Annotated in this window: 14 protein-coding genes; 5 read left to right on the top strand and 9 right to left on the bottom strand. The window is 28.2% G+C overall.

All coding sequences use genetic code 11. The annotated features are described in order from the left end of the window. Window positions 1–94: 94 nt before the first annotated feature. The 7 genes from ACH2BC_RS11590 to ACH2BC_RS11560 form a co-directional block, all read right to left on the bottom strand. The gene (locus ACH2BC_RS11590; RefSeq protein WP_395054164.1) at window positions 95–3,496 is read right to left on the bottom strand and encodes a hypothetical protein; all 3,402 of its coding nucleotides are present in this window, start codon (window positions 3,494–3,496) and stop codon (window positions 95–97) included. Between the two features lie 42 nt (window positions 3,497–3,538). Continuing rightward, on the bottom strand, window positions 3,539–3,838 hold the full coding sequence (locus tag ACH2BC_RS11585) for a hypothetical protein (protein ID WP_395054163.1): 300 nt from the start codon (window positions 3,836–3,838) through the stop codon (window positions 3,539–3,541). Further along, window positions 3,835–4,044 (bottom strand): addiction module protein, encoded by a 210-nt coding sequence (locus ACH2BC_RS11580; protein ID WP_395054162.1) that lies wholly within the window; start codon window positions 4,042–4,044, stop codon window positions 3,835–3,837. The genes ACH2BC_RS11585 and ACH2BC_RS11580 overlap by 4 nt, the downstream gene beginning before the upstream one ends. 50 nt (window positions 4,045–4,094) lie before the next feature. Further along, a complete protein-coding gene (locus tag ACH2BC_RS11575) occupies window positions 4,095–5,348 on the bottom strand; it encodes an aspartate kinase (protein ID WP_395054161.1) in 1,254 nt (417 codons plus the stop codon). 24 nt (window positions 5,349–5,372) lie between these two features. Further along, complete coding sequence (locus ACH2BC_RS11570) at window positions 5,373–5,858, bottom strand: GNAT family N-acetyltransferase (RefSeq protein WP_395054160.1); 486 nt, start codon at window positions 5,856–5,858, stop codon at window positions 5,373–5,375. Next, a complete protein-coding gene (locus ACH2BC_RS11565; RefSeq protein WP_395054159.1) occupies window positions 5,855–7,456 on the bottom strand; it encodes a DUF3843 family protein in 1,602 nt (533 codons plus the stop codon). The genes ACH2BC_RS11570 and ACH2BC_RS11565 overlap by 4 nt, the downstream gene beginning before the upstream one ends. Before the next feature lie 89 nt (window positions 7,457–7,545). Further along, entirely contained in the window at window positions 7,546–8,397 is an 852-nt protein-coding gene (locus ACH2BC_RS11560; protein ID WP_395054158.1) for a M48 family metalloprotease, read from the bottom strand. Window positions 8,398–8,532: 135 nt separating this feature from the next. Here ACH2BC_RS11560 and fbp point away from each other — a divergent pair, with 135 nt between their 5' ends. The 5 genes from fbp to ACH2BC_RS11535 all read left to right on the top strand — a co-directional run bounded on the left by fbp (window position 8,533) and on the right by ACH2BC_RS11535 (window position 12,380). Further along, window positions 8,533–9,543, top strand: coding sequence for a class 1 fructose-bisphosphatase (gene fbp, locus ACH2BC_RS11555; protein WP_395054157.1), 1,011 nt, complete (start codon window positions 8,533–8,535; stop codon window positions 9,541–9,543). Between the two features lie 94 nt (window positions 9,544–9,637). Further along, window positions 9,638–10,000, top strand: a complete 363-nt coding sequence (locus ACH2BC_RS11550; RefSeq protein ID WP_395054156.1) for a fructose 1,6-bisphosphatase — start codon at window positions 9,638–9,640, stop codon at window positions 9,998–10,000. Between the two features lie 10 nt (window positions 10,001–10,010). Next, on the top strand, window positions 10,011–10,811 hold the full coding sequence (locus tag ACH2BC_RS11545) for a cell envelope biogenesis protein OmpA (protein ID WP_395054155.1): 801 nt from the start codon (window positions 10,011–10,013) through the stop codon (window positions 10,809–10,811). Beyond that, on the top strand, window positions 10,804–11,289 hold the full coding sequence (locus ACH2BC_RS11540; protein ID WP_395054154.1) for a Rab family GTPase: 486 nt from the start codon (window positions 10,804–10,806) through the stop codon (window positions 11,287–11,289). Before ACH2BC_RS11545 ends, ACH2BC_RS11540 begins: the two co-directional genes overlap by 8 nt. Next, window positions 11,286–12,380 carry a sensor histidine kinase gene (locus tag ACH2BC_RS11535; protein ID WP_395054153.1) on the top strand — a complete coding sequence of 365 codons (1,095 nt, stop codon included), beginning with the start codon at window positions 11,286–11,288 and terminating at the stop codon, window positions 12,378–12,380. Before ACH2BC_RS11540 ends, ACH2BC_RS11535 begins: the two co-directional genes overlap by 4 nt. A gap of 88 nt (window positions 12,381–12,468) precedes the next feature. On the opposite strand, the gene ACH2BC_RS11530 is transcribed toward ACH2BC_RS11535, so the two are convergent. Then, window positions 12,469–14,214 (bottom strand): T9SS type A sorting domain-containing protein, encoded by a 1,746-nt coding sequence (locus ACH2BC_RS11530; RefSeq protein ID WP_395054152.1) that lies wholly within the window; start codon window positions 14,212–14,214, stop codon window positions 12,469–12,471. A 24-nt stretch (window positions 14,215–14,238) separates the two neighbouring features. Then, window positions 14,239–14,503: T9SS type A sorting domain-containing protein (locus tag ACH2BC_RS11525; protein WP_395054151.1), on the bottom strand; the 265-nt coding region annotated here is incomplete at its 5' end.

Raw genomic sequence — 14,503 nt, 5'->3', positions numbered from 1 at the left:
AATGCACAGCAGGAAAATGGTAGATTGATAAAGCCCAAGCCAATTGCTACTGAAAAAATAAAAACTTTTGATGAGAATCTGAAACAAGTTCAGATTAAAAAAAGGCGCGCAACTGTACGTTTCCTGTGTGGACGGTTTGACTTGTGTCTGATTTTCGACCTTGATAATTGATGTTGATGTCGAGATATTGTGTAAGGTTTTTTTGCAAAAGTAGTCGCCAAGTACTGTTTTTACCAGCTTGCAAACCTTCTAACATTTGAAAAGCTACTGGCGAAAGTTGGCTACCTTTAAAATCATTATTGAATAATGAAAACTCGCCATTTATAGTAAATTTCTGCTCACTTGAATAGGTAAAATTCATTCCTACTCGTTGTTGGCTAAGTTTTTCTTTATCGTTTATGGTGTTTTCTTTATTTTGAAATTCGTAAAAAAGTGCCAAACTGGTGTTTTTTGTAAACAAATAGGAAACTTTAGGTTCGATTGAAAAACTGTTTAATTCGAAATTTCGACTGGCATAGTTGTCTGAAATACTTGAGGAATTTGTGGTTGATGTATTGAAATTGAACAACCAACTTTTGTGATACAAATGCGCATATTGTAGTTGATTGGAACTTGAAGTATTTTCTTGAGAACCAATAGACAATAGGTTTTTGACTCTGCTGTTTAGAAAATTATAGGTTACCGAATGCTGCTGTTTGCCTCGATTATAAAACAAACTATTTCGAAAATTAGTATTTAATCCGAGTAGATTTTCGGTTGTGGTTTCAAACGGATTTAGGTTGAAATTGTCTGAATTACGTTCTATTTTTCTGTCTAATGAAAACGATGTTTGGTTGTAAAAATAGGACAGGTATTTTTTAAATCCTTTTTCGTTTATCCATTTTGTTGGGCTTAATGTTATGGATTGTGAGAATTTATTTTGATGCGTTTTTAAGAATATTTGGTTGGGTAAAAACACTCTAACATACTTGGCTTGATCTGGAAATGGCGCAATTTCAAACTCTTGTAATTCTTGAATTGAGTTGCTATTATAGTCGTTCCAAGTGTAAACGCCTTGACCTGGATTTACTTCGAGATAGGTAAACTCTTGTTGTGCAATTGTGCCAGAAGCGGTTTCATAAGCTGTGGTTGATTGAATTAATTGCGAGAAAAAATTGTCATTATATAACAATCTAGAATTTAAAGAAGGTTCGGTTGGGCGATTTGCATCTGTAAAATTTAATCTTCTATAATTTATAAAAAGTGATAAATTGGTTTTTTGAGTTTGAATTAATTTGGACTTTAAATAATAAGAATTTGATGTGTTTACACGTTTTAAAAATCCGTTTTGTAGACTGTCATTGTTTCGATGAAAATAACCCAATTCTGCATACACTTTTGTACTGTCGCCACGACCAACAAATGCGCCAATTTCTGAAAATCGCTGACTTAATGTTGACAATTGATTGGTAGCAACTAGTTTTTCTTGATTGTCTTCTAATCTAAAAGAGGAACCAACCCAATTTTTCTTAAAATTGTATTTGGCTAGTGTTTGATTTCTTAAAAATGTGGTTTTAGAAATTGTTCCAGAACTTTTTAAATAACTGCTGTTTTGATTAACTACAAGGTTTTTTTGCTTGTAAACACCTTGAATTATATGTCGTGTTCCTGAAAAATTATTAGAAAAATCTAGTTTTTCCAATTGGTATTTTGCATTTCCTTTTTCCTTAAAATCGAAATTTAAACCTGAAACTATCAAACTTTGATTTCCAGAAATAGTTGTTAAATTCCAATCGCGATTAAACTCTATAGTAAATAATCGTTCTATGGTTTTAAAATTTTCTTGAATTAATTGATAATTTGCGAACGCATCAAGATTAAATTTACCTGTAAAAATTCGTTGTTTTCCATTAATTTTTGTGGCAATTCCTTTATTGTTGTTGTCGTTAATTGTTGAATATAAATTTAAATCGTTGTTGGAAACACCAAGTTCAAAATCGACAGAAGTTTTTTCTGACGGATTGTATTTTCCTAAAAAAGTGGCAATTTGAATTTTAGTTGGCGCAATTAATCTTGATATTGGTTCGTAATTTCCTTGAGGAATTCCAGCAATTGGCGCAACATATTCGAATATTTTTCCAACCGTGTTATTGTTGGATATAATGTAATTTCCTAGATTATTTCCTACAAGCGAAAACTTTACATTGAATAAAACATCAGTTTCAATATTAGAAAATTCAAAAACTTCTAAAGTTCCAATAAGGATTTTTTTATATAAAATTTTATTATCTGAATACGAATCTATATATGCAGAAGGTGCATTCATCAAAGCAGTATTATCACCTGCATTTTTTAGAATTTCAACTTGTTCTGTAGACAAATTTTGTTGTAATGGTTGATTTTTTACATCGTTTTCTGAATATAAAAATCCGCCAACAGACCATTTTTCAGCTTGATGCGTTGCGCCACCATAAGTTACAAAACGCGTAAAATTTCTATCGGAAAACTGATATTCAATTACGATTCGCATTTCGGAAGTTATTGGAAATAATGAAGTAAAAATAATTTCGCCAGCGTTATAATCTATAATATAATCATTGCTTTCGCCTCGTTTAAGAAGAATTCCGTTTACAAAAACACGTTCTGAACCAGAAATTACAAGCACAAACAACTCGCCATTAGTTCCTCTTAATTTATATGGACCTTGATTTCCTTCTTGTCCTGTAAAACTACTTTTAGCATATTGACCACGAACTAAAGCACCAGATGCAAAGATTTCTGTTTTATTTTCTGGTGTTCCAAGCTGAAATCGTGTTGATAAACCTTGTACTTTTTTATTGAAATTTAAAAACTGTGATTGTCTGTTTTCTAGAAATAAATCGCCTGCACGAATGTTCCATTTGTTAGAAAATAATTCTATAAATATTTGATCAAATTCGTCCAACTTTTGAGAATAACCGCCATCTTGAAGCGGAATATTACTGTCTTGAATAGAAGCACGAAGCGAAATTTTATCTGATATTTTACCTGTAATTTGTAAATCAAGATTGGAATTTACTGTAGAATTTTGATTGTTTCCAACGGTAATTCCACGAGTTATACTTCCAGAAGTATTTAATCCATCAAATGGTTTGTAAGTTTTTAAATTATCTTTTTTTATTTTGTACAAACTTCCTGCTTCGTTTGGCACTACGCGACTTTCATCATAAATAGAATAGGTTTTGGTAAGAAATTCTGGAAATTTTAAATACCTAATGGAAATTGAGTCTAAGGAAGAATAATTATTTTTAAATAATAGTTTTGCTTTGGCAAAATCAATTTTATAAAACGAAGTGTCAATTGCAAAGCCATTTTTATCTACTAATTTAAAAAATGATTTATTGATACTAACGTTATCTATGGAAATAGTGTCTTTAGAAAATGCAATTTTTTTATTTTTATAGGACGTTTCTATTTCTTGAGCAAAAATGCTCGAAAAACAAAACAATAAAATCCATAAAAAACTATTTTTCAACATATGATATATAACGTGATAAATGTCAAAAGTAGTATTTACACTTTACAAGTTTGTTCTTTTTGACCAAGTTGTAGGTGAACGAGATGTATGAATTATACCTATAATTGAAATATTTTCTTCACTAGTAACGTAATGTATACCATATGGAAATCTATTAATAAATCTAATTTTTACATTTTTATGTCTTTTTTGAAATGATGATGGAATTCTTTGAATTTCATTAATTCCGACTTCTAAACATAGCTCGAAATCAAAAGATAGTCCTTCTCTTATTTCTTCATACCAAAGCATAATTTCATCAATATCTAACAACGCTTCTTTTGTAATTAAAATTACATTCATTTTCTGTTTTGCTTCAAATGATTTTTAACTTCATTCCAAGTATAAAGCTCAGTTTTACCTTCTTCTAGATTTTTAAGTCGAATGTCTAATTCATTTTTGATTTCTTGAGAAAGTTCAATATCTTTTTTTCCAACACTATCCCATAACTCCTCAGCAAGTGCAATTTTTTCAGCAGTTGAATATTTTTTTAAATCTTTTATTTTCATTTTAAATTTTTTTTATAAAAATAGTAAATTTATTTTACATAAATCTTATTTTACTCTTTAGTAACAACCTGCATAGTCTCACGAGAAATCTGTTTTAACAAAACAACCTTATTATTTTCAACTAGTTGCGCTGATTCCTCATTAAAATGTCTAATTGTGTATAAGGAAACATTTTCATTATAAGAAACTTTAAATTTCTTAGAAAGTATGGTTTTCAGTTCATTGAAATTACCAAATTTATCTTCTAAACATACTGAAAAACTTATAGCAGAATTTTGAATTAAACTAACTTTCATCTTAAATTGATGAAACAAACTAAAAATTTCACTGATGTTTTCTTCCATTATAAAAGAAAAATCTATTGACGAAAGTGAAATAAGTAACTGATTTTTCTTTACAATAAAACAAGCCGTTTGTGGTTCTAAATCTTTTCCTTTAGATACAGAAGTTCCAGGAAGTAATGGATTTATAAATGATTTTACAAACAACGGAATTTCTTTTTTTTGTAATGGCTGCAAGGTTTTTGGATGAATTACTGTTGCTCCATAAAACGCTAATTCTATTGCTTCGCGATAGGAAATTTGGTTTAACAAAACTGCATTTTCAAAATATCTTGGATCGGCATTTAAAACACCTGGAACGTCTTTCCAAATCGTTACACTTTCTGCATTTAAACAATAGGCAAAAATTGCAGCTGTATAATCTGAACCTTCTCTACCAAGTGTTGTTGTAAAACTATTATTGTCAGAACCAAGAAAACCTTGTGTAATATTTACGGTTTTCTTTTTTACATTTTTAGAAATTAATTTTTGAGTTGCATCCCAATCTACAAGTGCATCTCTGTAAGTTGTGTCTGTTTTTATGAAATTTCTAACGTCTAACCAATTATTTTTTATTGCTTGCGAATTTAAATAATGACTTACAATTGTTGTAGAAACTAGTTCTCCATAACTAACAACTTGATCGTAAACAAAATTATAATTAGGAGATTTATTACTTCTGATAAAATATTCTAAATCGGCAAAATGACTGTTTACTGCAAAAAATACGTCGTGGTTTTCATCGTCAAATAAATCTAAAAGTATTTGATTATGGTACTTTTTTACATCTTGCAAAGAAGAATTTAGTTCATTTGATTTATCGAAATAATTTTTAATTACAATTTCTAATGCATTGGTTGTTTTTCCCATTGCAGAAATTACAATTAATAAATCTTCGTAACCAACTGTTTTTAAAACATTTAAAACATTTTTTATTCCATTAGCATCTTTTACTGATGCGCCACCAAATTTAAAAACTCTCATTATATAAGTATTAAGACTTTAGTATTAAGAATTAAGATTGATATTATTTAAAAAAGCATCAATTCCATTTTCATCCATTTGCACAACATCCCAATCGGTTAGAATTTTTGCACCAGTTTTTATGTAAAAATCTATTGCTGATGTGTTCCAATCTAGAACATTCCACTCAATTCTTCTTACGTTATCGCGTTTTCCTTGACGAATTATTTCGCTGTATAAAGCAAATCCGGCGCCTGTTCCACGACAATTTTCTTTTACAATTAAATCTTCAAGATGAATGGTTTTGCCTTTCCAAGTAGAATATCTGTAATAGTAAAGTGCTATGCCAATAACTTCATTTTCAACTGTGGCAACAAAAGTATGAAACAACTTGTTCTCTCCAAAACCATCCTTAATTAAATCATTTACAGTTATTACAACTGCTGTTGGTTCTTTTTCAAATATGGCTAATTCTTGAATTAATTCAAGAACTTTAGGCATATCATTTTGTGTTGCTTTGCGAATTATCATATTAAAGTAATGGTAGGTTCAGCATTATATTTATTTGTTTTCCAAAAACGTAGTAAAAAATCAAAATCTGATAAATATTTTTTTCCAGTTCCATTTTTAAAAAAGTCTAGTTTTCTGGCATAATTATCAATAAAATAATTTGATATTTCTTTAGAATATTGATCATTAAAAAGAAACATTTTAATATTATTTACATTTTCACCTTTATAAAAAGGATTTTCTTTATCTGGAAAAATATCACAAATATTGTTATACAATTCAATACCTGATATTGGATTAAAAAATATTACAAAATTACCATTTTGAATGTTTCCTAAATTGTTGTCTTCTCCAAAATAACCTTTTTTTATTAAATTTTTTTTAGATTCATTTTTTTTATTTTGAGCTTCTTCTTCTGATTTTGATAGACTTGTGTTATGATAATTCATAAAACTATCTAATGTAGCTTGAAGATTATCACCAGAAACAAATACAATAAGAGATTTAAAAAGTTTAATAAATATAGTTTGTTGGTTTTTTAAAACATTGGCAATTTTTTCTTTTTCGTTTTTTCTAAATTGATTTCCAATTCTAATATTAACCATATCATTTTTTTCATCTAAAATTAAATTTGCATCAAACTTTTTATTAAATGTAATTCCCGAAAATGTCCATTCATTGTTCCAATTAATCATTTCTATATAATAAATATAATCATCAGACAATTCGTATTTTACAGAAAAGCTTTCTTTAGTTAAATTAAATAGTACATCTGATGCAATGTGTTGAAAGTGATAGTACTTTTCATTTTCACCTTTGTATAAAAACCAACTTGAAATTTTCTTGGAAGTATTTTTTATTGTAGTATACAATTTATTTTTTTTACCTAGATTTTCTGCCAACCACTCTTTACCTGTTAATGCTAGTAATTTTGTACAATTTGAAATTGTTAACTCATCTGTAACAGAGTTTATGATTCTAGTTTTAAAAGTATCATCATTTGTTATATCTTTTAAATTTTTAGCAATTTCTTGTTTTAACTTTTTTTCGGCATCAATTTTAAATAAATAACTTTCAAAAAGAATTTTTTGAATATGTCGTCTAGTTTCATAATAATCTGAATTATCATTAAATGCAAAATAGTTGTTTAATTGATAATTTTCTTCAACATATTCATATTCATAATCCAAAATTTCAAATACTTGTATTGCAATTATATCTAAATACTCATCATAAGGACTTAAAAATCGTTCGGGCATTTTTAAATTAAAAAAATACCAAATCAAGAATTGTATATCAACTTTATTAACTTCTCCTGTTGTATAATATTTTAGGTTATAAAAAGGAAGTTCTTTTTTATATTGTTCTTTGTGAATAGAAATAAATGTATTCCAAATGTTTGTATCCGACACTAAATCTTCTAAGTAACATGTTAAAAAAATTGATAACTCTTTTAAGTCTGTCTCAACATAACCCAATTCACTTTTTAAAAATGAAATTTCTTGTAAAACAGTATTTAATTGATTTGCTACAGCTAAAAATTGAATATCTACTTTAGAATGTGAGTTGTAAGGTTTAAAATTTAGCCAATCTTTTATGACGATTTTATTAATTTTCATTCACTTAATAATTAATTAAGAATATAATTTTATATTTAAAATTGTTACTTTAGGTTATTGTAGAAGCTAATTTATTTAAAACAATTTACTTACTTTTTCTTCTTTTTAACCACTTTTTTAGGAGTTGCAACTGTTTTGTTCACAATTGGTTTTTGAACATAAACTTTATACAATCCATCCGTTTCAGCTTTAGCTTTAGCTTTGTCTGCTCTATCTTTTGGATCTGGATGCGAACTCATCATTTGAGTTAAAAAATTAGATTGTGCATTGCCACTCATATCCGCCAAAATTCTAAATGCAGCTTCAACTGCGTTTACATCATAACCATTTCGTTTCATAAAATCGTACGAAAAATTATCTGCTTCTGTTTCTTGTTTTCTGCTGTGTTTGCTATCTAACATTGCGTTTCCAATTTGTCCTAATTGACTGTCTGTAACTTTTGCAACTTTATCAGATTGTGAACTTATTGCTCCAATTAATGCTGCTTTTTTGTAAGCTGCTTTCATAGCATCTTTTGTATCTTTATTGGCAACATGACCTATTTCGTGACCAATAACAGCAAGCAATTGATTGTCATCCATAATATCCATTAGTCCAGAAAAAACTCTAACGCTACCGTCAGCTGTTGCAAATGCATTAACATCTTTGGTCAAATAAACTTTATAATTTAATGTTAATCCGTTTTCATTTTTATGTTTTCCAAAAATTTTATTCAATCGTATTGCGTATCCATCCTTTGGACCAGCAACAACATTGGTAGAATCCATTTTTCTTACTGCTTCTAATGATAGTTTTGCAGCATCTTCATCACTAAATGTAAATCCTGCAATTCCATTTTGAACTGCGCCAAGAGCTTTTTCGCCAAGATTTATTTGAGCATTTACGTTGCAAAAAGGCATTGCAAAAAGTAATGCAACTATAATAACTGATTTAATTTTCATCTTTAATTTTATTAAACATTTGAGTAGCAAAGATAAAATAAGTTTCTCAATTTAATGTAGTTGAAATTTTACTATTTAACATCTAATTTTTAATAAAAAAAACGATATTTGCAAAATAACTACAACGATTTCGTAATGGAAACACGCAATACAACTCTTGGCGAATTTATCATAGAAAACCAAAACGCTTTTCAATATTCTTCTGGAGAATTATCTAGAATTATAAATTCAATTAGATTAGCCGCGAAAGTGGTAAATTATAAAGTAAACAAAGCTGGATTGGTAGATATTGTTGGCGCTGCTGGAGAACAAAATATTCAAGGTGAAGATCAACAAAAGCTAGATGTTTATGCTAATGAAGTTTTTATTCAAACACTTATTAATAGAGAAATTGTATGCGGAATAGCATCTGAAGAAAATGATGATTTTATAACCGTTGCCGGAAGCGATAAATCTCATAACAATAAATATGTAGTATTAATGGATCCACTTGATGGTTCATCTAATATTGATGTTAATGTTTCTGTTGGAACTATTTTTTCGGTTTACAGACGTGTAACGCCAATTGGAACTCCAGTACAAAGCGAAGATTTTTTGCAAAAAGGAATTCATCAAGTTGCAGCAGGTTATGTTATTTATGGAACTTCTACAATGTTGGTTTACACAACTGGTCATGGCGTGAATGGTTTTACATTAAATCCGGCAATTGGAACTTTTTATCTTTCGCATCCTAATATGCAATTTTCTAAAGATGGAATTATTTATTCTATTAACGAAGGAAATTATGTTCATTTTCCGCAAGGAGTGAAAAATTACTTAAAATATTGTCAACTAGAAGAAGGTGACAGACCATACACATCAAGATATATTGGAAGTTTAGTGTCTGATATTCATAGAAATATGATAAAAGGTGGTATTTATATTTATCCTACAAGTTCTAAATCGCCCAACGGAAAATTACGTTTATTATATGAATGTAATCCGATGGCATTTATTGCAGAACAAGCTGGAGGAAAAGCAAGTGATGGCTATACCAGAATTATGGAAATTGAACCAAATGAACTGCATCAACGTGTTCCTTTTTTCTGCGGAAGTTATAATATGGTTGAAAAAGCAGAGGAATTTATGATGGCATCTAAGCAATAAATTCTTACCAATTTATTCAAAATTATTAAAAAGTATTGATTTTTTAAAAAAATTGTTAAATTTGTATTCAATTTATTAAAACACTACTCAAGTTATGTCTAAAAATCAACCTAAAGAAACAGATGTTATTCCAAACAATACATCAGAATCTGCTCAAAGATTGGAAGCGATTAAGAACTTGATATTTGGCGAAAATATTCAACAAATAGATCAAGATTTTCAATCGTTAAAAAATCATATTGAAAAAAGAAAAGAAGAATTAGAACATTTAATAGATGATACTCGCAAGGAATTGAATGTTACAATTGATAATCTTGCAACTGATTTAAACATTAGAATTACCGATTTAGAAAACCATTTTAACGATAAGACTGATGAGTTAAATCATAAAAAAGTAGATAGAAATTTACTAGGAACTTTACTAGTATCACTTGGTGAAAAGATAATGAAAGACTAATTCTTTTATTATGAACGATTCTGAAAAATTAGTGCAGCTCAAAGAACTTCTTCTTAATGAGGATAGGGATTTTGCGCACAAAATTTTAGAAAAATTAGATTCACTTGAACAAACCGTTAACATACAAGAAAAACTTTCAGAAAAAGTAAACCCAATTATTGACGAAAAACTACACACATTTGTAGAAGAAATTCCAGATAAATTAGGTTCAGTAATTGCAGAAACTTTAATGAAATCTCAAGATAAAGTAGTTGATGCATTGTTTCCTGTAATGGGTAAAATGATTAAAAAATACATTCAGCAAGAAATGAAAATTTTATCTGACAATATAAATAATCAAATTCAAAACACTTTTTCTATAAAAGGATTAAAACGAAAATTTAAATCAATGTTTAGTGGCGTTTCCGAAAAAGAAATTATTTTATCTGAACTAAATGAAGCTAAAATTGAACAAATTTTTGTTATAGAATCTGGTTCAGGATTAATTATTGCAAGTGCTTCTAAAGAGGAAAGTATTGATGAAGATATGATTGCAGGAATGTTAACCGCAATTAAAAGTTTTGTAGAAGATGCTTACAAAAAAGAGCAACAAAGTTTAGAATTAATTCAATATGAATTGTTTGAAATTTACCTTCAAAATTTTACTTCCTATTATTTTGCTGTAGTAATTTCTGGAGGAATTAATGGCGTTTTTAAAAGCGATTTAGAAAATAATTTATTTGATTTTGCATCCAAATACATAAAATCTGATTTAGAAAATAAATCGTACATCACAGAAAAACTAAATCAATTTTTAAAAGATAATGAGTAATACTAAAAAAATTGTTTTAGTTGGACACTTTGGCGTTGGTAAATCTTCGCTTATAAAAAGATTTGTTTTAAACGAATTTTCAGATAATTATATGGTAACCATTGGCGTTCATATTTCTAAAAAAATAGTGAAAATCAATAATGAAGAACTAACCTTGGTAATTTGGGATATTGAAGGAAAAGACGATTTAGAAAAAATTAGACCCGCTTATTTAATTGGAACTTCTGGTTTTATTTATGTAATTGATCCAACAAGAATTCAAACTTATCAAAATTTTCATAAAGAATATAATTTTTTAAAAACCACTTTCCCTAAAAGTAAAATACTTTCTGTTGCCAATAAAATGGATTTAATAGATGTTGCAAGTTTTCAAAAACAACTCAATATTTTTGAAATAAAATTAGATTTTATTACAAGCGCCAAAACTGGAGAAACAGTTGAAGAATTATTTTTAGAATTAGGAAAAGAAGTATTATGAAAATTGAACAACTCAGAGACGATTATTTACGATCTAAAACGCAAATAATTGTTCTAGACAAACAAGGAAAAATTATAGAATCTGACGATATTTTGTTTCAAATTGAACTGAAATCAAATATACAAGATTTTCATCCATTTTTTTACATTGTAGATTCTATGTTGCTTGAAGATAATGTGGAAACTATTTTTAACGGAATTCATATTGAGTATAAAACCAAGAAAAAAACGGTAGAAGTAATTTTTAACTCAGGTTCAATAGATAAAAATCCATTTTTAATTTTTATAGATTTTACCTATTATTACAATCATTTTCAAAGTATTGCACAAGAAAAAAACGAATCGGTTATAAATTTTCATCAAACAGAATTAAAAAACAGAGAATTACAAGCCGAAAAAATATTTAAAGATAAATTTCTTGCCAATGTTTCTCACGATTTAAAAACACCAATTTGGGGAACCAATTTTTTTGTTTCAATGTTGGAAAGAACAGAACTTACAGAAGTTCAAAAAGAATATGTAACCACAATAAAAGAAACCAATAATCACATTTATCGACTTGTAGAAGATTTATTAGATTTATCCAAAATAGAATCGGGGCAAATGTCTATTATCAATAAACCATTTTCAATTTCTGAATTGGTTAATCATTTAGACACTATTTGCAAACCAAAAGCAACAGAAAAAAAATTAAGTTTTACAGTTGAAACTGATGCAAGAATTCCAGAAAGTTTAGTTGGAGACAAAAGCAGAATTACTCAAATTCTAATAAATTTAATTGACAATTCTATAAAATTCACAAAAACTGGAGCAATTAAACTAAAAATAATTCAAGAAAATTTAAATTCAGAAATCGCAACTTTATCCTTTGAAGTTTCAGACACAGGAAGCGGATTTGAAGTAAAAGAAAAATTTGAAGTCTACCAAAGTTTTAAAAAACTACATACGTCTAAAAAAATAGACGGTTTAGGTTTAGGTTTATCAATAGTTTCAAGTTTAGTACAATTAATGAACGGAACCATAAATTATGAAACCCAACTAAATAAAGGAACTACATTTACGGTAAAACTTCCTTTAAATATTTTTAAATAAATTTTTTTTCACAGATATCTCAGATTTTCACAGATTATTTATGATTATATTCAATTTTTAAAAATTTAAAATTAATAATTTTCATTCATTACTCTTTAACAAACTTGCCATTCCAATCACCATTGTTAGTTTTTAATACTACGATATAAATTCCTTTTTGTAAAGAACTTACATCAATGTTTTTATTATTTTTTATATTTTTAATTACTGTTTGACCAAGTAAATTAACAATAGAAATATCTTGAACTTCGTAGTTGCCACTTTCTGGTAAATGAATTGAAATTGTATTTTTGGTAGGATTTGGGTATAATGAAATACTGTTTTTATCAGCAATAACTTCAGGAACATCAAGGCAATTTACATTAATATTTAAGTTCATTGTTGTGGTTGTACCACATTCGTTTGTCATGGTACAAGTATAAATTCCTGTATCTGATGCTATAAGATTGTTAATAGTTAATATTCCTGTGGTTTGTAACGGCACAATTACACCATCTTTTTTCCATACATAGTTTGTGGCGTTGGTATTGTTAATATTGTAGGTAAATGGTGTGTTTACACAAGGAGTAAATGTGTTGGGAATGAATTCTTGATAGGATGGTTTTCGACAGATTTCTATTAGGTTTCGAGTTGAAAATTGATTTGGAAAATCACTATAAGTTGCTAAATCTGGAAAATGTAATGTATTAGAATTGATGTTATATTTAAATATACTACCATTACCAAGATTACCCACTAACTCACCAGTAGTTAACTTAATAATTGTTTGAGGTAAATTTTGAAATGTTAAAAATTCTGTTAGTTTAAAAATAGTATTTGTTGTTGGATTGTACTCAAACATAGTTCCTGTTTTGTTTAATATCCCAGTGGTATAAGGATTTCTAAAAGTATCACCACCATTACCACAAACCCCATATAAATTACCATTTTCTCCTTTAACAAAAGAACTTGGATTAAATCCTAAAGAATTGAAAACGTCAAATGTAAATTTGCGAGTAAGTTCATTTGTTAATGTGTTAAATTCGACAATTGTACCTGCAGGAAAAACAAAACCTTCAACAGGTAAAGATTGATAACCTGCACTACTACAAAAAATAATTCTATTTGGTAAAGTTTCCACTAAAGTACCACTTGAACCTTCACCATTTGTACCAACACAAGCAAAACTTGCAACTCTTTGTGCTGTATTTGTATTTATATTTATTTTTATAACAGTTCCTCTATTAGGTTGAGGATCTGCAACTCCAACACAAGGAAAAGATACTCCAGAAACTGCATAAACAAAACCATTGGTCGCCTTGATTAAATCGCTGTTAATACCACCCATAGCCACAAATGAATAATTATGACTAAGTGTAGTAACAGTTTCGGTCGCAATATCATAAACATAAATTGAACCACTTTTAGTACCACCATAAAGTTTGCCAGTTATAGGTTCGATTAACCCACTGGTTGGATTTATACTAAAATTAATTGATGATAGATAATTAAAATAATGTACTACTCTATAAGTATCTAAATTTAAATTGTATTCATAAAGTACACCGTATCCATCTTGCTCAAAGCCAGCGTTTGAGCTACCAATTCCGCCATAAGTTGTCGTTCCATACAGTTTGCCATTACTGGCTAAAAAAAGTTTACTAGACGGTAATTTTCCTGTTGGAAAATTAAAATGATGAGTTGTAATTGCATTTTCGCCATTCATATCAAATTTCACAATATTACCTTGAACGTCTCCATTTGTTTGAATTGATACACCCCAAAGTTCTTTTTGGGCTTGTAAACTTAATGCAGTGAAGTGATATACAAAAAAAAAGGTAAGTAATTTTTTCATAATTATTTTATTTCAAATTTTTTTTTACTCCTTCACAAACTTTACATTCCAATCACCATTGTTAGTTTTTAATACTACGATATAAATTCCTTTTTGTAAAGAACTTACATCAATGTTTTTATTATTTTTTACATTTTTAATTACATTTTGACCAAGTAAATTAACAATAGAAATATCTTGAACTTCGTAGTTGCCACTTTCTGGTAAATGAATTGAAATTGTGTTTTTGGTTGGATTTGGGTACAGTGAAATTGAGTTTTTATCAGCAATAACTTCTGGAACATCAAGG

The organism is Flavobacterium sp. (assembly GCF_043760115.1).
Taxonomy (GTDB): Bacteria; Bacteroidota; Bacteroidia; order Flavobacteriales; family Flavobacteriaceae; genus Flavobacterium.
The sequence above is the reverse complement of the archived record's forward strand: the minus strand, read 5'-3'. Positions and strand labels throughout refer to the sequence as shown.

What these genes read in the sequence shown, in the direction of transcription:
- ACH2BC_RS11590 (WP_395054164.1), bottom strand. Translation starts at nt 3,496, where the DNA reads ATGTTGAAAAATAGTTTTTTATGGATTTTATTGTTTTGTTTTTCGAGC.
- ACH2BC_RS11585 (WP_395054163.1), bottom strand. Translation starts at nt 3,838, where the DNA reads ATGAATGTAATTTTAATTACAAAAGAAGCGTTGTTAGATATTGATGAA.
- ACH2BC_RS11580 (WP_395054162.1), bottom strand. Translation starts at nt 4,044, where the DNA reads ATGAAAATAAAAGATTTAAAAAAATATTCAACTGCTGAAAAAATTGCA.
- ACH2BC_RS11575 (WP_395054161.1), bottom strand. Translation starts at nt 5,348, where the DNA reads ATGAGAGTTTTTAAATTTGGTGGCGCATCAGTAAAAGATGCTAATGGA.
- ACH2BC_RS11570 (WP_395054160.1), bottom strand. Translation starts at nt 5,858, where the DNA reads ATGATAATTCGCAAAGCAACACAAAATGATATGCCTAAAGTTCTTGAA.
- ACH2BC_RS11565 (WP_395054159.1), bottom strand. Translation starts at nt 7,456, where the DNA reads ATGAAAATTAATAAAATCGTCATAAAAGATTGGCTAAATTTTAAACCT.
- ACH2BC_RS11560 (WP_395054158.1), bottom strand. Translation starts at nt 8,397, where the DNA reads ATGAAAATTAAATCAGTTATTATAGTTGCATTACTTTTTGCAATGCCT.
- fbp (WP_395054157.1), top strand. Translation starts at nt 8,533, where the DNA reads ATGGAAACACGCAATACAACTCTTGGCGAATTTATCATAGAAAACCAA.
- ACH2BC_RS11550 (WP_395054156.1), top strand. Translation starts at nt 9,638, where the DNA reads ATGTCTAAAAATCAACCTAAAGAAACAGATGTTATTCCAAACAATACA.
- ACH2BC_RS11545 (WP_395054155.1), top strand. Translation starts at nt 10,011, where the DNA reads ATGAACGATTCTGAAAAATTAGTGCAGCTCAAAGAACTTCTTCTTAAT.
- ACH2BC_RS11540 (WP_395054154.1), top strand. Translation starts at nt 10,804, where the DNA reads ATGAGTAATACTAAAAAAATTGTTTTAGTTGGACACTTTGGCGTTGGT.
- ACH2BC_RS11535 (WP_395054153.1), top strand. Translation starts at nt 11,286, where the DNA reads ATGAAAATTGAACAACTCAGAGACGATTATTTACGATCTAAAACGCAA.
- ACH2BC_RS11530 (WP_395054152.1), bottom strand. Translation starts at nt 14,214, where the DNA reads ATGAAAAAATTACTTACCTTTTTTTTTGTATATCACTTCACTGCATTA.